Raw genomic sequence first — 16,825 nt, 5'->3', positions numbered from 1 at the left:
AATTAATATTATTTTGAAATTACTGCTTATATATATTTTATACTATATGTTGGTAATAATTTAAATAAATTTTTTTATTTTTAATAAAAAAACTACAATTTTTACAAATTGCAGTTTTAGACGATTAAATCATATTTCGTAAATTTAAAATATACTTGACCAGATTCTGTTGACGTTCTGATACCTGTAGCATCACTAGAGGTGAAAATTCTTGTGGTCATCACTTTTTCCCCATCATTTAAAAATATTTCAATTGATGAAGTATCCACAAAAATTTGAAGTTGCGATAAATCACTATCCAGTACAACTGAGCGACTAAATCCGTCCACACCGGTTGGTTGAAGTCCACTATCAAAGCGATCTAATGTCACGCGACGCTCTGATTGATTATAAGTAATCATTGTACTTTCTTTTTTAGACACTCTTAACTCGATATAGAATTCTGTAGATTCGTTCTCCAGTACATCTACAATCAGTTCATATTGCTTACCTTCATATGGATGAAGCTTCACATTCTTCTTCGTTGCATAACCTTCTGCTGTCTCTACTTGACCTCGTAGTTTTTTAAGTGACGGAACAGGACGCTGACGTAGTTTGTTATCTTCTACAGTCAACACACGAGGTAACGTCAGACAGTGTGCCCATCCTTCTTTGTCAGACGGATAACCAGTGTCTGGTAAACCCATCCACCCGATAAGAATACGATTCCCGTCTTTATCTAAAGTTGTCTGTGGCGCGTAAAAGTCAAATCCATTATCCAGCTCGATGAACTCACCGTGCGTCATTTCAAAGGTTTCTTTGTCCAGCGTACCTAATATATAACCCGATTGATAAATATTCCAGAACTTATCTTCAAATTTATCAACCCCTTGCGGACAGAAAAGTACTACATCCATATCCCCAAGCTTAAAGTAATCCGGACATTCCCACATGTATCCGAAATTCGTATAATCTGTCTTCAGTTCAGAAATCAATGACCAATCAGTTAAATCCTTCGATTGATACACCAGAATCGTTCCCGTCTCATCATTACGCTGTGCACCGATGACCGCATAATAATTACCATCTTCAAACCAGACTTTCGGATCGCGGAAATGCTCTGTATATCCTTCAGGCGGACTTGCTATAACAGGCGAGGTTGATTTAGTAATGACACCCTCCTTATCCATTGAAGCAAGTAATTGATAACTCTTACGGTCCCAGTCTTCTGTCCGATGATTTCCTGTATACATGAGCTTCAGTTCATCATCTACTACGATACCTGAACCTGAATACGCACCATGACTATCAAATTGTGTGTCCGGTCGTATGGCGATACCGTTATTTTTAAATGTCGCTAAATCATCACTCACAGTATGATACCAATACTTCAATCCGTGCACTGCACCTAATGGAAACCACTGATAAAATAAATGATACTGACCATTAAAATAGGCAAATCCATTCGGATCATTTAACAAACCTGTCGGTGGCTGAATATGATATTGCTGTCTATAAAGTGATGACGTTACCATCTCTTCTAAAGCGCTATATGCCGCTTCAGGAAATGTTTCAAGTGTTTGATAACGTTCTTCACGTGTCCATTCAATCATAATAACGCTCCCTTTCATGTTGTATATATTTTAGCATGTTTTAGAAATTCGTGATATAAAGATAATATAATCTATTCAAATAACTTACAGGAGATAATGCAATACTTCCCACACCTAAAAATCTCCACAAAAAAACTAACCACCAGGCAGTGATTAGTTCTCAAGTTCTTCTTCAATTAATTTCTGTTCACCCTTTAAGTACTGACGATAACCGATTTTGCTAATTTGAATACTTACTTCATACAGTAAGATCATCGGCATAGCAAACATGAAGTACGTAATTAAATCGGGTGGTGTAATAAGTGCTGCCACAACAAATAATGCAAAGTATGCATATTTTCTGTTCTTCTTCAGAAACATCGGTGTAACTAAACCAAGCCTCGTCAAAAACAATAATAATATCGGCAACTGAAATAAGAATCCGAATGGTATCGTAAATCTCAGCATCTCATTAAAGTATTCCCGAACACCTATCATCTGATTGACACCCATCTCACTTGCAAGTCCAATTGTAAAATGTATTAAATACGGGAACACAAAGAAATAGCTAAATGCCAGTCCACCCAAAAATAAAATCATACTAATTGGAATATAAGACAATGTTGCGCGACGTTCTTTTGGATGTAATCCTGGTGAGATAAACGCCCAGAGTTGATATAAAATAACCGGTGAAATCAATATTAAAGCAATAATCATAATTACGGTAATATAAATTGTTAACGGATCACTTACTTTAAAATAATGTAACTCAATTTCTTTTGGCACATCATCTCTTGTTAAGAACTTCGTCACTGGTTTCCCGAAGTAAAATCCCACTGCCGTCCCTGCAACTAAAGAGTACAGTACAATCATAATTCGCTTACGAAGTTCTTCCAGATGTTCGACTACCGTTAAATCATCTTTATTCATTTAAGGAAATAACCTCCTCATAAAAAAACGGCAAACATGTTCGCCGTCTTAAAAATATAAATTATTTTAAATCTTTATCTTCTTTATCGTGGTCTTTCATGATACCATCTGTTGCATCTTTAAATTCCTTTAAAGATGTCCCCATTGCTCGACCAAATTCCGGTAACTTCTTAGGACCGAAAATAATTAAAGCGATAACACCTAAAAAGATAGCAATACCCGGTGAAATCAAACCAACCGTATTAATAAATAACATCAATATAACCCCCTAATGATTTTTCATAAAAAATATCAATGATTGTAATTCAACGCCTAGATCAATGTGATGTACGTGAACGCCATTTGGTACTGTTAAACGTTCTGGTGTAAAGTTTAATATACCTTTTATTTGAGCTTTTGTCACTCTATTTGCGACATCCTGAGCAACAGCTCCTGGTACTGTTAATATTACAACCTGAATCCCTGTTTCTTCAACTACTTTTTCAAAATTGTTCATATCTTCAACTTTAATCTTACCAATTGTCTTACCGACTGAATTAGAACTTGTATCAAACGCTGCCGTAATTTTCATACGATCATTAATTGAAAAGTTATAATTCACAAGTGCTGTTCCTAAATTACCGACACCGATAATCGCAACTTTCGTAATAATATCCTGCTGCAGCGTCGTTTTAAAGAAATTGAGTAAGAAACTAACGTTATAGCCATATCCTTTTTTCCCTAGCTCACCAAAATAAGAAAAATCTCTACGTATTGTGGCAGAATCAATTTGTAAACCTTCACTTAACTCTTTACTGCTGACTCTTTCTACATTTGAATTATATAATGTATTAACAAAACGATAATATAATGGAAGTCTCTTGAGTGTGGCTTTAGGAATTTTTATTTCATCTTTTGACATCCTATTCACCTTTTTCATTTAATTTGTGATACTTTTCACATCTCTTAAAATTATATCACTTTATATGTGAAATGACTATGTGAATTTTCACATTAACGATTAAAATATTCCCTCGCTTTCACACTTCATGTACAATGAAATAGAGGTGAAAGAACGTGATATTATTACAAGCAAGCAATCTAACAAAATCCTACTCAGGTGAAAATATATTTTCAAATGTGAAATTCGAAGTAAAATCGAACGATCGAATTGCTATCGTCGGACGTAACGGCGCAGGTAAAACAACATTAATGAAAATTCTTGCCGGAACTGAGGATTATGATTCAGGTAATCTTTCCATGGCAAAAAATATTAAACTCGGCTATTTAACACAGCAAATGACTTTAAATGCTGAAGGTACTGTATATGAAGCGATGAAAAAACCATTCCTTCATTTAGAGAAGATGCAACAGGAATTAAACAGAATCGCTCAGTACTTAAGTGAAGAAAGTCATAATGCGCATACTGCTGACTATCAGGACAAATTATCAAGTTATGAAAAACTTCAACAACAATTTGAAGCACAGGATGGTTACCTCTATGAAACTAAAATAAAAACTGTATTAACCGGACTGAACTTTAAACCTGAAGATTTCGATCAAAAAATCGATACTTTCTCGGGTGGACAAAAAACACGTCTCGCGCTTGCTGAAATGTTACTGCATAATCCAGACTTATTACTGCTAGATGAGCCAACCAACCATCTGGATATGGATACGACAGCCTGGCTTGAAAACTATTTAACGACTTATAGCGGTGCTATCGTGATAATCTCACACGACCGATATTTTCTAGATAAGGTCGTTAACACGGTCTATGATGTTGCACTTGGCCAAGTTCAGAAATATGTGGGAAACTATTCTAAGTTTATCGAACAGCGTGATCAATTTTACGAAAAAATGCAGGCACAGTACGAACGACAACAAGCAGAAATTAAGCGTCTCGAAACGTTTGTCCAAAAAAATATTACACGTGCTTCAACAAGCGGTATGGCGAAATCGCGTCGTAAAGTACTTGAGAAGATGACAAAGATCGATATGCCAAAGCAAGATGATCATTCAATGAATTTACGCTTTAATATTCAAAAAGAAACAGGCAATGATGTGCTTAAAGTAAGTGATTTATCAATAGGATATGATACACCGCTCGCTGAACATCTAAATCTGGATATTAAAAAACAGGATGCAGTCGCATTTATCGGACCGAACGGGATCGGTAAGACAACATTTATTAAAACCATCGCTAAACAGCTCAAAGCACTGCACGGTGATATTCACTACGGTGCAAACTTATCAATCGGATACTATGACCAGAAACAGGCAGAATTTTCTTCGAACAATACAGTGCTGGAAGAACTGTGGCAGTATTATCCACATTTACCTGAGAAAGAGATTCGAACTGTTCTCGGACGTTTCTTATTTATTCAGGATGATGTTAAGAAGATTATAAACGATTTATCTGGTGGAGAGAAAGCACGTCTTCAACTGGCAAAACTCAGCCTAGAAGAAAACAATGTATTAATTCTTGATGAGCCGACCAACCACTTAGATATTGATGCTAAAGAAGTACTGGAAGAGGCACTGATTCATTATCCGGGTACACTACTATTTGTCAGCCATGATCGATACTTCATCAATAAGATTGCAACGAAGATTTTTCAGATGACAGATAACGGCGGCAAATTATTTCTTGGAGATTATTCTTATTTTATCGAAAAGGAAGAAGAACGTCTTGCGCATGAAAGCTTGATGGCACAAGAAACTGTAGAAAGTTCGAAAGAAATAACACATAATGATTTCAAAGCTTCTCAAAAAGAACGTCGTAAACTTGAGCGACAATTAGAAAGTACTGAAAAAGAAATTCAGTCAACTGAAGCACAAATTGCTTCTATCGAAGAAGAATTGACATTGCCAGAAGTATACAACGATCACGAGAAATCGAATACTTTAAATCAGGAATTAATTGCACTCAATCATAAACTCGAACAGATGGTCGAACAATGGACCGAACTCGAACTTGCTTTAGAAGAATAACCGGCATCTGCCGGTTTTTTTGTGCACAAAGTTATGCACAAATAAAAGCCTAAAAGTAAAGTAATCCACAAAGTTATCCTACTTATCCACAGAAAAATTAAAAGATATTATGATATTTTTAGTGTAATACTCTCCAGATAGCTAAAGTTACACACATTTTATTCACACGATGTGAACAAGTACGTACGTTCGCCAAATAAAAATAAATGTTTTTTTGATTAAAAATGCATCTATTGTGGTATAAAGTAATAAAGCCATATTAAAGGAGTACATTAATGTATAGATTTCCACGTAGCTGTTTAGGAAGTATTATTCTTTCTATTATACTATCGATTATATTAACCGTTTTACTTAACGGTTGTGTCGCTATAATGCATTAAAAGACAAAGTCTAAATCGACTTTGTCTTTTAATTTATAACGCTATATTTGATCTTCCGTTTAAGTCCATACCAGTAAATTGCTGATTTAAGTATTGATAATACGCTGCTGCACCTATCATTGCAGCATTATCTGTACATAATTCAAATGGTGGTATCATTAACTTAATACCTTTTTCTGCACATAATGTTGTCATTTTCTCACGTAAGCCTTTATTAGCAGCTACACCACCACAAATCAGTAATTGATTGATATTATATGCGTCTAATGCTTTAAAGGTCTTCTCAGTCAGTACATCAATCACACTCGCTTGAAAACTTGCAGCCACATCTTCTTTCCTGTAAGTTTCACCTTTTTGATTTTTGTTATGAAGCGTATTGATAACCGCACTCTTTAAGCCACTAAAACTAAAGTCATACGCTTCTAATATTGGACGTGGTAAATTTAAATTATCTTCACCTATCGCTGCTAATCGATCGATATGCGGCCCACCTGGATATGGTAGCTGAATTGTGCGTGCTACTTTATCATACGCTTCACCCACTGCATCATCACGTGTTTGCCCTATAATCTCAAAATCAAGGTGATCTTTCATCACAACAAGTTCAGTGTGACCACCTGATACCACTAAAGCTAATATCGGAAATGTTAAACGTTCTTCTATATGATTAGCGTACACATGTCCTGCAATGTGATGCACAGGAATTAACGGTTTATTGTGTGCTAATGCTAATGCTTTTGCCGCGTTAATCCCCACCAGTAATGCGCCGATTAATCCCGGACCTTCAGTTACTGCAACAGCATTAATATCATCCCATGTTAATCCAGAAGCAATTATTGCCTGATCTATTACGATTGTTATATTCTCTACATGGTGACGACTCGCTACTTCCGGTACAACCCCACCGAAGCGTTTATGAGATTCTATCTGACTATTTACAACATTGCTTAAGACTTGATGACCATTCTTTACAATACTTACTGCTGTTTCATCGCAACTTGTTTCAATTGCTAATATGATTACATCACTCATTTTAGTTTCACCCACATTACTTTTGCATCCTGATTCGGACCATAATAGTCACGTCTAACACCACCATATGTAAATCCTAATGACTCATATAATCGACGTGCCGCTAAATTTTCTTCTCTAACTTCTAAACTCATCATCTCACACGTAAGTCGTGCATAATTCATAACATAATCTAATAGTAAACGACCTAAACCTTTTCCTCGTAAGGACTCATCTATAGCAACAGTTGTGATTTGCGCCTGATCAATCACTATCCACATACCCAGGTAACCCACAACTATGTCATCCTGCAGCATAGTAAAATAGTGTGCAAATTCATTTTTCTCTAATTCATGATAAAAAGCATCTAATGTCCATGAACCTGATGGAAAAGCTTTTTGTTCAATCTGATAGATAGCAGGTACATCCTGTGGCAACATTTTTCTTATTGTGAGTCCTGATTGTTCAGCCAATTACGCTCAGCCTCCGAAATTCTTAAATACGTAGGTTCAAAAGTATGCGTATCTACAATATCAGCATCACTGATTATACGTCTAAATTCAGCACTGCGAGGAATACAGTAATAAGTCGGTCCTTTTAACTGATCTACAAGTTTTTCAGCATCCATACCGATAAATAAATATGGAAGATGCTGCTCTTTTAACTTCTTATTAAGATCTTCAATCGAAATGTAGCAATCTTCTTCAAGACATTCCAATCTAACACCTTTGTAACGATATATACCCGCATATACATGACTACGACGGGCGTCAATAACCGGGACAAGTAAAAATTCATGCATTCTTACAGTTGCCGCAAGCGCCGCTAAACTAGAAACCGCATATAATGGTATACCAAGCGTATAAGCTAAAGTTTTTGCAGCTGTTACACCAATACGCAGTCCTGTATATGAACCAGGCCCTTTTGCCACCACGATACCTTCTATATCTTTCATCTCTAAGTTTGTATATTTTAATAACGATTCAACTTGAGACATCAGTGTAATAGAATGATTAATCCTCATTCCACTATTAAACTCAGCTAACACTTCATTATTATCAGTAATACTGACTGATAAAGGCTGATTACTCGTGTCGATATGTAGCAATCTCATTTGCAATTAACTCCTTCATAGTTGTAGAACGTGGACCAATAGACGTGATATTAAAAATTCGTTTTGATTCATCAACACGTTCAATCTTAATTTGTAAATAATCATCAGGCAGAAAGTCAGTGATCATCTGCGGCCATTCTACTAAAGTGACTCCATCACTGTAAAAATAATCATCAAAACCTAAATCATCCTCCGCACCTTCTAAGCGATAACAATCCATATGATGAAATGGCATACGGCCTTCATATGATTTAATAATATTAAATGTTGGAGAACTAATTACACTTGTAACACCCAATCCCTTACCAAAGAACTGACTAAAGGTTGTCTTACCTACACCTAAGTCCCCTATTAATAAGATGACCGTTTGAGGCTTAGAGCAACGTGCAATGATTTCAGCTATACTTTGCGTATCTTCTATTGAATTAATTTGAAGTTTCATATGTATTCACCTATTTTTAAAATATGTATTATTGTATCATGAAAAGTTAATCTTTATATAATTTATAAGATATGTTTTCCATCATATTATTAAATAATGCTGAGTGGTCGAATTATAGTATTTTTCGACCACTCAATCCAGTAACAAAGATAATCTAACATTTATATAAAAAAAAGAGACCCCGAAGGATCTCTTATGAATTGCCCGGCAACGTCCTACTCTCGCGGATCGTAAGACCAACTACCATCGGCGCTAGAGAGCTTAACTTCTGTGTTCGGTATGGGAACAGGTGTGACCTCTCTGCCATCGTCACCAGACAAAGTATACTAAAGGTATTGTACCTTCAAAACTAGATAAACTTAAGAAGAAATATGATGTACCAAACATCACCGTGCAAAAAATCTTATAAAATTGATTAAGTCTTCGATCGATTAGTATTCGTCAGCTCCATACATTACTGTACTTCCACCTCGAACCTATTAACCTCATCATCTTTGAGGGATCTTATAACCGAAGTTGGGAAATCTCATCTTGAGGGGGGCTTCATGCTTAGATGCTTTCAGCACTTATCCCGTCCATACATAGCTACCCAGCTATGCCGCTGGCGCGACAACTGGTACACCAGAGGTATGTCCATCCCGGTCCTCTCGTACTAAGGACAGCTCCTCTCAAATTTCCTACGCCCACGACGGATAGGGACCGAACTGTCTCACGACGTTCTGAACCCAGCTCGCGTACCGCTTTAATGGGCGAACAGCCCAACCCTTGGGACCGACTACAGCCCCAGGATGCGATGAGCCGACATCGAGGTGCCAAACCTCCCCGTCGATGTGAACTCTTGGGGGAGATAAGCCTGTTATCCCCGGGGTAGCTTTTATCCGTTGAGCGATGGCCCTTCCATGCGGAACCACCGGATCACTAAGTCCGTCTTTCGACCCTGCTCGACTTGTAGGTCTCGCAGTCAAGCTCCCTTGTGCCTTTACACTCTGCGAATGATTTCCAACCATTCTGAGGGAACCTTTGAGCGCCTCCGTTACTCTTTAGGAGGCGACCGCCCCAGTCAAACTGCCCGCCTGACACTGTCTCCCGCCACGATAAGTGGCGCGGGTTAGAAAGTCAACACAGCCAGGGTAGTATCCCACCAACGCCTCCACGTAAGCTGACGCTCACGTTTCAAAGGCTCCTACCTATCCTGTACAAGCTGTGCCGAATTTCAATATCAGGCTGCAGTAAAGCTCCACGGGGTCTTTCCGTCCTGTCGCGGGTAACCTGCATCTTCACAGGTACTATGATTTCACCGAGTCTCTCGTTGAGACAGTGCCCAAATCGTTACGCCTTTCGTGCGGGTCGGAACTTACCCGACAAGGAATTTCGCTACCTTAGGACCGTTATAGTTACGGCCGCCGTTTACTGGGGCTTCAATTCGTAGCTTCGCTAATGCTAACCACTCCTTTTAACCTTCCAGCACCGGGCAGGCGTCAGCCCCTATACGTCACCTTACGGTTTTGCAGAGACCTGTGTTTTTGATAAACAGTCGCTTGGGCCTATTCACTGCGGCTCTTCAAGGCTTGCACCCTAAAAAGCACCCCTTCTCCCGAAGTTACGGGGTCATTTTGCCGAGTTCCTTAACGAGAGTTCGCTCGCTCACCTTAGAATTCTCATCTTGACTACCTGTGTCGGTTTGCGGTACGGGCACCTAATTTCTAACTAGAGGCTTTTCTTGGCAGTGTGAAATCAACGACTTCGCTACTATAATTTCGCTCCCCATCACACCTTGACCTTAAGAGTACCGGATTTGCCTAATACTCAGTCTCAGTGCTTGGACGTACATAACCAACAGTACGCTTCGCCTATCCTACTGCGTCCCCCCATCGTTCAAACAATCTTAGGTGGTACAGGAATATCTACCTGTTGTCCATCGCCTACGCCATTCGGCCTCGGCTTAGGTCCCGACTAACCCAGAGCGGACGAGCCTTCCTCTGGAAACCTTAGTCAATCGGTGGACGGGATTCTCACCCGTCTTTCGCTACTCACACCGGCATTCTCACTTCTAAGCGCTCCACATGTCCTTGCGATCATGCTTCGACGCTGCTTAGAACGCTCTCCTACCATTGTCCTACGGACAATCCACAGCTTCGGTAATATGTTTAGCCCCGGTACATTTTCGGCGCAGCGTCACTCGACTAGTGAGCTATTACGCACTCTTTAAATGATGGCTGCTTCTAAGCCAACATCCTAGTTGTCTGGGCAACGCCACATCCTTTTCCACTTAACATATATTTTGGGACCTTAGCTGGTGGTCTGGGCTGTTTCCCTCTCGACTACGGACCTTATCACCCGCAGTCTGACTCCCGTGTTAAATTATTTGGCATTCGGAGTTTGTCTGAATTCGGTAACCCGAGGGGGGCCCCTAGTCCAAACAGTGCTCTACCTCCAATAATCATCACACGAGGCTAGCCCTAAAGCTATTTCGGAGAGAACCAGCTATCTCCAGGTTCGATTGGAATTTCTCCGCTACCCACACCTCATCCGCTCACTTTTCAACGTAAGTCGGTTCGGTCCTCCATTCAGTGTTACCTGAACTTCAACCTGGACATGGGTAGATCACCTGGTTTCGGGTCTACGACCTGATACTCATTCGCCCTATTCAGACTCGCTTTCGCTACGGCTCCACATATACTGCTTAACCTTGCATCAAATCGTAACTCGCCGGTTCATTCTACAAAAGGCACGCCATCACCCATTAACGGGCTCTGACTACTTGTAAGCACACGGTTTCAGGTTCTATTTCACTCCCCTTCCGGGGTGCTTTTCACCTTTCCCTCACGGTACTGGTTCACTATCGGTCACTAGAGAGTATTTAGCCTTGGGAGATGGTCCTCCCGGATTCCGACGGAATTCCACGTGTTCCGCCGTACTCAGGATCCACTCAGGAGAGAACAACTTTTCGACTACAGGGCCTTTACCTTCTATGGCTGACTTTTCCAAAGTCATTCGTCTAAACTGTTCCTTTGTAACTCCGTATTGAGTGTCCTACAACCCCAGAATGCAAGCACTCTGGTTTGGGCTCTTCCCGTTTCGCTCGCCGCTACTAAGGGAATCGAGTTTTCTTTCTCTTCCTCCGGGTACTTAGATGTTTCAGTTCTCCGGGTGTGCCTTCTCATATACTATGTATTCATATATGGATAACATGACATAACTCATGCTGGGTTTCCCCATTCGGAAATCTCTGGATCAAAGCTTACTTACAGCTCCCCAAAGCATATCGTCGTTAGTAACGTCCTTCGTCGGCTTCTAGTGCCAAGGCATCCACCGTGCGCCCTTAATAACTTAATCTGTTATTAATATTGTGATGTCTACATAAATGTAGACGCGCGATTTTTTTAAGAATTCAAAAATGAACTCACTCGGTTTTGCTTGGTAAAATCTTTTATTTCTTCTTACTTTATCTAGTTTTCAAAGTACAATTGAATGTATGGACCATCGGTCCTATAAACATTCAAAACTGAATACAATATGTCAAACGCTATTCCGAAGGAATTTCAAGAATTCCTTTTCCGTAATATCCTTAGAAAGGAGGTGATCCAGCCGCACCTTCCGATACGGCTACCTTGTTACGACTTCACCCCAATCATCTGTCCCACCTTCGACGGCTAGCTCCTAAAAGGTTACTCCACCGGCTTCGGGTGTTACAAACTCTCGTGGTGTGACGGGCGGTGTGTACAAGACCCGGGAACGTATTCACCGTAGCATGCTGATCTACGATTACTAGCGATTCCAGCTTCATGTAGTCGAGTTGCAGACTACAATCCGAACTGAGATTGGTTTTATGGGATTTGCTTGACCTCGCGGTTTTGCTGCCCTTTGTACCAACCATTGTAGCACGTGTGTAGCCCAAATCATAAGGGGCATGATGATTTGACGTCATCCCCACCTTCCTCCGGTTTGTCACCGGCAGTCTCTCTAGAGTGCCCAACTTAATGATGGCAACTAAAGATAAGGGTTGCGCTCGTTGCGGGACTTAACCCAACATCTCACGACACGAGCTGACGACAACCATGCACCACCTGTCACTTTGTCCCCCGAAGGGGAAAGCTCTATCTCTAGAGTTGTCAAAGGATGTCAAGATTTGGTAAGGTTCTTCGCGTTGCTTCGAATTAAACCACATGCTCCACCGCTTGTGCGGGTCCCCGTCAATTCCTTTGAGTTTCAGTCTTGCGACCGTACTCCCCAGGCGGAGTGCTTAATGCGTTAGCTGCAGCACTGAGGGGCGGAAACCCCCCAACACTTAGCACTCATCGTTTACGGCGTGGACTACCAGGGTATCTAATCCTGTTTGATCCCCACGCTTTCGCACCTCAGCGTCAGTTACAGACCAGAGAGCCGCCTTCGCCACTGGTGTTCCTCCATATCTCTGCGCATTTCACCGCTACACATGGAATTCCACTCTCCTCTTCTGTACTCAAGTCTCCCAGTTTCCAATGACCCTCCCCGGTTGAGCCGGGGGCTTTCACATCAGACTTAAGAGACCGCCTACGCGCGCTTTACGCCCAATAATTCCGGATAACGCTTGCCACCTACGTATTACCGCGGCTGCTGGCACGTAGTTAGCCGTGGCTTTCTGGTAAGGTACCGTCAAGGTACGTTCAGTTACTAACGTACTTGTTCTTCCCTTACAACAGAGTTTTACGATCCGAAAACCTTCTTCACTCACGCGGCGTTGCTCCGTCAGACTTTCGTCCATTGCGGAAGATTCCCTACTGCTGCCTCCCGTAGGAGTCTGGGCCGTGTCTCAGTCCCAGTGTGGCCGATCACCCTCTCAGGTCGGCTATGTATCGTTGCCTTGGTGAGCCGTTACCTCACCAACTAGCTAATACACCGCAGGTCCATCTATAAGTGACAGCAAAACCGTCTTTCACTATTGCTTCATGCGAAGCTAAATATTATCCGGTATTAGCTCCGGTTTCCCGAAGTTATCCCAGTCTTATAGGTAGGTTACCCACGTGTTACTCACCCGTCCGCCGCTAACGTCAGGAGTGCAAGCACTCCATCTGTTCGCTCGACTTGCATGTATTAGGCACGCCGCCAGCGTTCATCCTGAGCCAGGATCAAACTCTCCATAATAGTTTGTTTGATAATGCTCTTTGATTGCTTATGGCAATCACTCTTGGGAGTGAACTAAGTTCACTCAAATTATTGGAATTAACGTTGACATATTGTCATTCAGTTTTCAATGTTCATTTAAAATAATTAATGGAGCGGGTGATCGGAATCGAACCGACAACATCAGCTTGGAAGGCTGAGGTTTTACCACTAAACTACACCCGCATATAAAATTTGTTAAAAGTATTAAGTGCGACCGAGAGGATTTGAACCTCCACTGGATTGCTCCAACTAGGCCCTCAACCTAGCGCGTCTGCCGTTCCGCCACGATCGCGCGTTGGCATTTGCTCACTCATCATCTCTTTTAACGACAAGATTAAGTATATAACAATCAGATTAAGAAGTCAACACTTATTTAAAAGTTTTTTAAATTTCTTTAATCTTTTATTAAGTTTGTAAAATCATTAAAAGTGACCCCTACGGGATTCGAACCCGTGTTACCGCCGTGAAAGGGCGGTGTCTTAACCGCTTGACCAAGGGGCCGTGTTTCAACAACGAAATTAATCTTATAATGATTTGAACATAAAGTCAACACTTTTTACGAAAAACTTTTACAAAAAGTAAATATTCTTTAAAAACGCTTATTTAAGCTATGAAAATTACACAAATAGATACAAAATAAGCGCAGCTATCGCTGCGCTTGCACTACCATTCTTTCGTAAGCTTAATTTCACCTTGGCATTTTGAACATCTATATTTCTTTATATCAACACGGCGTTTCCTCAGAAAGGTTTGATTACATCCTGCACAAGTATACGTATACTTATAACCATGAACGGTAGGTAACATTTCACAAAAACGTGGAGCGCCGACTTTTAGTGATAAGTTTTTAAAGTCTTTATCTCGATGCATGTACCCTTTTCCTTCTATATGAAGATGATAATGCACAAGTTCATGCTTAATAATATTTATGATGGCCTCTTTACCAAATGTACGGTATTGTTTCGGATTAATTTCGATGTCATGACTCTTTAACAAATATCTTCCGCCGGTTGTACGTAACCGTTCATTAAATCGCGCTTCATGTGCAAAAGGCTTTCCAAAATATTTTAGGGAAATCTCTTCAACTAGCTGTTGTAATGCACTATTTTCCATTAGGATCCTTCATCGTAAGTGCTACTTTCCCTTTATCTTCAAAGATGTCTTCTATCCAGACTTCCACAATATCACCGACTGAAACAACGTCAGTTGGGTGTTTTACATATTTATTTGACAGTTTCGAGATATGCACTAAGCCATCCTGCTTCACTCCAATATCAACGAATGCACCAAAGTCGACTACATTTCTAACAGTACCTGATAACTTCATACCTTTACGTAAATCTTCAATAGAAAGAACGTCAGATTTTAATAAAGGTGTCTCAAAGTCCTCACGGGGATCACGTCCCGGAGCAATCAGCGCTGCAATGATATCTTCTAATGTCGGTATACCGATAGATAATTCTTTTGATACTTCATCTAAATTTAAAGCGTTTAATTTTGCTTTTAAAGCATCTGTCCCTAAATCATTGATTGTAAATCCTAGTGAATCTATTAGTGTATATGTTGCTTCATAACTTTCAGGATGGATACCCGTATTATCAAGTGGTTCTGTACTTTCCGGAATTCTCATAAATCCTATACTCTGTTCAAACGTTTTCTTACCGAGTCTTGGAATCTTAGCTATTTCCTTATGGTGTTTAATCGGTCCATTCTCTTCGCGATGTTTGATGATGTTTTCCGCAACTGTCGCTGAAAGACCTGATACATATTGTAGTAACGGTGCCGAAGCTGTATTTACATTGACACCTATCTTATTAACTGCCGTCTCCACCACAAAAGTAAGTGCCTCATTCAGGGCTTTTTGGTTAACGTCATGTTGATACTGACCAACGCCAATTGATTTTGGATCAATTTTTACAAGTTCTGATAATGGATCCTGCACACGACGTCCAATCGATACAGCACTTCTTTCCTCAACCTGGAAGTCAGGAAACTCTTTACGTGCTAAGTCACTTGCTGAATATACTGATGCACCCGCTTCATTTACAATAATATATTTCACATCTAACTGATGCTCTTTGATGAGCTGTGCTACAAACTGCTCTGATTCACGACTCGCCGTACCATTTCCGATTGCAATCAGTTCTACATTATTCTTTCTGATCAAATCTAATAATTTCTTCTTAGCTTCTTCACTCTTACTTACCGGTGGATGCGGATAAATTACTGCTTTCTCAACAAATGTACCGAATTTATTAATGACTGCAAGTTTACACCCTGTGCGATATGCTGGATCCAGACCAAGAATCATTTTCCCTTTAAGTGGTGCTTGTAATAACAAGTTTTCCAGATTAACAGAAAAGATATCAATTGCTTGTGATTCTGCTTTCTCTGTTAATTCATTTCTTACTTCGCGCTCAATTGAAGGTAAGATTAATCGTTTCAGTGCTTCTTCAATCGCTAAATCAATATATTGATTTGAAGATACTTCTTTTTTAATCATTTGTTTACGAATATATGATTTAATTCGCGTATCATCCACTTCAACGCTTACTTTAAGTACACCTTCTTTTTCACCGCGATTCATTGCAAGTGTACGGTGTGGTACAATCTTACTTACTTTCTCAGAATAATCATAGTACATTTCAAAGACGCCTTTTTCATCTTCTGCTTTTTTCTTCTTAGTGGTCACAATGTTTCCATTCGACTCAACAAACTTTAGAATATATTCACGATACTTCGGCTCATCTGAAATTATTTCAGCGATAATATCAACTGCACCACCAATCGCTGCTTCAACATTTTCCACTTCATCATTCAAAAAGTTAGCAGCTTCTTTAATGATATCTACCCCTTCAAAAGATAGAATCATTTGTGCTAATGGCTCAAGGCCTTTACGTTTCGCTTCAGTCGCACGTGTTTTCTTCTTTTGTTTAAATGGTCGATATAAATCCTCAACACGCTGCAATTTAACTTGTTCCATAATTTCTTTACGTAATTCATCAGTTAGCAATCCTTGTCCTTCAATCGCTCTGATAACATCATCTTTACGTTTTTGAAGAGTTTCCATATAGCGATATTCAGTTTCAATATCTTTAATTTCAACTTCATCCAGCCCGCCTGTTACTTCTTTTCTATAACGTGCGATAAACGGAACCGTATTTTTTTCTTCCAGTAAATTTAATACTGCTTCAATTTGTTCTTTCTTAAATGGTAGTTTCTCAATAATAAGATCAATAATATGTTTTTGCATAGTTGC

Annotated in this window: 11 protein-coding genes, 3 tRNA genes and 3 rRNA genes; 1 reads left to right on the top strand and 16 read right to left on the bottom strand. The window is 39.8% G+C overall.

Features of this window, described 5'->3' with window-relative positions; all coding sequences use genetic code 11:
• Window positions 1–116 precede the first annotated feature (116 nt).
• The 4 genes from ACMGE6_RS06565 to ACMGE6_RS06550 form a co-directional block, all read right to left on the bottom strand.
• Window positions 117–1,589, bottom strand: coding sequence for a glycoside hydrolase family 32 protein (locus ACMGE6_RS06565; RefSeq protein WP_414054843.1), 1,473 nt, complete (start codon window positions 1,587–1,589; stop codon window positions 117–119).
• Window positions 1,590–1,745: 156 nt separating this feature from the next.
• Window positions 1,746–2,501, bottom strand: coding sequence for a twin-arginine translocase subunit TatC (tatC, locus tag ACMGE6_RS06560; RefSeq protein ID WP_414047189.1), 756 nt, complete (start codon window positions 2,499–2,501; stop codon window positions 1,746–1,748).
• 61 nt (window positions 2,502–2,562) lie between these two features.
• Window positions 2,563–2,757 carry a twin-arginine translocase TatA/TatE family subunit gene (tatA, locus tag ACMGE6_RS06555; protein WP_414045718.1) on the bottom strand — a complete coding sequence of 65 codons (195 nt, stop codon included), beginning with the start codon at window positions 2,755–2,757 and terminating at the stop codon, window positions 2,563–2,565.
• Window positions 2,758–2,769: 12 nt separating this feature from the next.
• Window positions 2,770–3,402 (bottom strand): redox-sensing transcriptional repressor Rex, encoded by a 633-nt coding sequence (locus ACMGE6_RS06550; protein WP_414045717.1) that lies wholly within the window; start codon window positions 3,400–3,402, stop codon window positions 2,770–2,772.
• Between the two features lie 155 nt (window positions 3,403–3,557).
• Between ACMGE6_RS06550 and ACMGE6_RS06545 the strand changes: the two genes are divergently transcribed.
• Window positions 3,558–5,474 carry an ABC-F family ATP-binding cassette domain-containing protein gene (locus ACMGE6_RS06545; protein WP_414053202.1) on the top strand — a complete coding sequence of 639 codons (1,917 nt, stop codon included), beginning with the start codon at window positions 3,558–3,560 and terminating at the stop codon, window positions 5,472–5,474.
• Between the two features lie 413 nt (window positions 5,475–5,887).
• Here ACMGE6_RS06545 and tsaD read toward each other — a convergent pair whose 3' ends face one another.
• From tsaD to ACMGE6_RS06485, 12 genes are all read right to left on the bottom strand, one after another.
• Window positions 5,888–6,886 carry a tRNA (adenosine(37)-N6)-threonylcarbamoyltransferase complex transferase subunit TsaD gene (gene tsaD / locus ACMGE6_RS06540; protein WP_414053201.1) on the bottom strand — a complete coding sequence of 333 codons (999 nt, stop codon included), beginning with the start codon at window positions 6,884–6,886 and terminating at the stop codon, window positions 5,888–5,890.
• Window positions 6,883–7,305 carry a ribosomal protein S18-alanine N-acetyltransferase gene (gene rimI, locus ACMGE6_RS06535; protein WP_414054842.1) on the bottom strand — a complete coding sequence of 141 codons (423 nt, stop codon included), beginning with the start codon at window positions 7,303–7,305 and terminating at the stop codon, window positions 6,883–6,885. The genes tsaD and rimI overlap by 4 nt, the downstream gene beginning before the upstream one ends.
• Window positions 7,306–7,310: 5 nt before the next feature.
• The gene (tsaB, locus tag ACMGE6_RS06530; protein WP_414053200.1) at window positions 7,311–7,979 is read right to left on the bottom strand and encodes a tRNA (adenosine(37)-N6)-threonylcarbamoyltransferase complex dimerization subunit type 1 TsaB; all 669 of its coding nucleotides are present in this window, start codon (window positions 7,977–7,979) and stop codon (window positions 7,311–7,313) included.
• Window positions 7,951–8,421, bottom strand: coding sequence for a tRNA (adenosine(37)-N6)-threonylcarbamoyltransferase complex ATPase subunit type 1 TsaE (gene tsaE, locus ACMGE6_RS06525; protein ID WP_414053199.1), 471 nt, complete (start codon window positions 8,419–8,421; stop codon window positions 7,951–7,953). The genes tsaB and tsaE overlap by 29 nt, the downstream gene beginning before the upstream one ends.
• Window positions 8,422–8,623: 202 nt before the next feature.
• Window positions 8,624–8,738: ribosomal RNA gene (gene rrf / locus ACMGE6_RS06520) — 5S ribosomal RNA — on the bottom strand.
• A 94-nt stretch (window positions 8,739–8,832) separates the two neighbouring features.
• Window positions 8,833–11,757, bottom strand: a 23S ribosomal RNA gene (locus ACMGE6_RS06515).
• 236 nt (window positions 11,758–11,993) lie between these two features.
• Window positions 11,994–13,545 (bottom strand): 16S ribosomal RNA (locus ACMGE6_RS06510).
• The 16S, 23S and 5S rRNA genes sit together here with 3 tRNA genes alongside, the layout of an rRNA operon.
• A 130-nt stretch (window positions 13,546–13,675) precedes the next feature.
• Window positions 13,676–13,749 (bottom strand) — tRNA-Gly (locus ACMGE6_RS06505).
• 26 nt (window positions 13,750–13,775) lie between these two features.
• Window positions 13,776–13,858: transfer RNA gene (locus ACMGE6_RS06500), tRNA-Leu, on the bottom strand.
• 137 nt (window positions 13,859–13,995) lie between these two features.
• A tRNA-Glu gene (locus ACMGE6_RS06495) sits at window positions 13,996–14,067 on the bottom strand.
• A gap of 162 nt (window positions 14,068–14,229) precedes the next feature.
• A complete protein-coding gene (locus ACMGE6_RS06490; RefSeq protein ID WP_414053198.1) occupies window positions 14,230–14,679 on the bottom strand; it encodes a SprT family protein in 450 nt (149 codons plus the stop codon).
• Window positions 14,669–16,819, bottom strand: coding sequence for a Tex family protein (locus tag ACMGE6_RS06485; RefSeq protein WP_414045711.1), 2,151 nt, complete (start codon window positions 16,817–16,819; stop codon window positions 14,669–14,671). Before ACMGE6_RS06485 ends, ACMGE6_RS06490 begins: the two co-directional genes overlap by 11 nt.
• Window positions 16,820–16,825 lie beyond the last annotated feature (6 nt).

Source organism: Macrococcus equi (genome assembly GCF_047426745.1).
GTDB classification, from domain to species: domain Bacteria; phylum Bacillota; class Bacilli; order Staphylococcales; family Staphylococcaceae; genus Macrococcoides; species Macrococcoides equi.
Note: the sequence above shows the minus strand (reverse complement) of the source record. Positions and strands in the feature narration are given on the sequence as shown.

Excerpts from the sequence above, each read along its gene's own strand:
- tatC (WP_414047189.1), bottom strand. The coding sequence starts at position 2,501 with ATGAATAAAGATGATTTAACGGTAGTCGAACATCTGGAAGAACTTCGT.
- tatA (WP_414045718.1), bottom strand. The coding sequence starts at position 2,757 with ATGTTATTTATTAATACGGTTGGTTTGATTTCACCGGGTATTGCTATC.
- ACMGE6_RS06550 (WP_414045717.1), bottom strand. The coding sequence starts at position 3,402 with ATGTCAAAAGATGAAATAAAAATTCCTAAAGCCACACTCAAGAGACTT.
- tsaD (WP_414053201.1), bottom strand. The coding sequence starts at position 6,886 with ATGAGTGATGTAATCATATTAGCAATTGAAACAAGTTGCGATGAAACA.
- rimI (WP_414054842.1), bottom strand. The coding sequence starts at position 7,305 with ATGTTGCCACAGGATGTACCTGCTATCTATCAGATTGAACAAAAAGCT.
- tsaB (WP_414053200.1), bottom strand. The coding sequence starts at position 7,979 with ATGAGATTGCTACATATCGACACGAGTAATCAGCCTTTATCAGTCAGT.
- tsaE (WP_414053199.1), bottom strand. The coding sequence starts at position 8,421 with ATGAAACTTCAAATTAATTCAATAGAAGATACGCAAAGTATAGCTGAA.
- ACMGE6_RS06490 (WP_414053198.1), bottom strand. The coding sequence starts at position 14,679 with ATGGAAAATAGTGCATTACAACAGCTAGTTGAAGAGATTTCCCTAAAA.
- ACMGE6_RS06485 (WP_414045711.1), bottom strand. The coding sequence starts at position 16,819 with ATGCAAAAACATATTATTGATCTTATTATTGAGAAACTACCATTTAAG.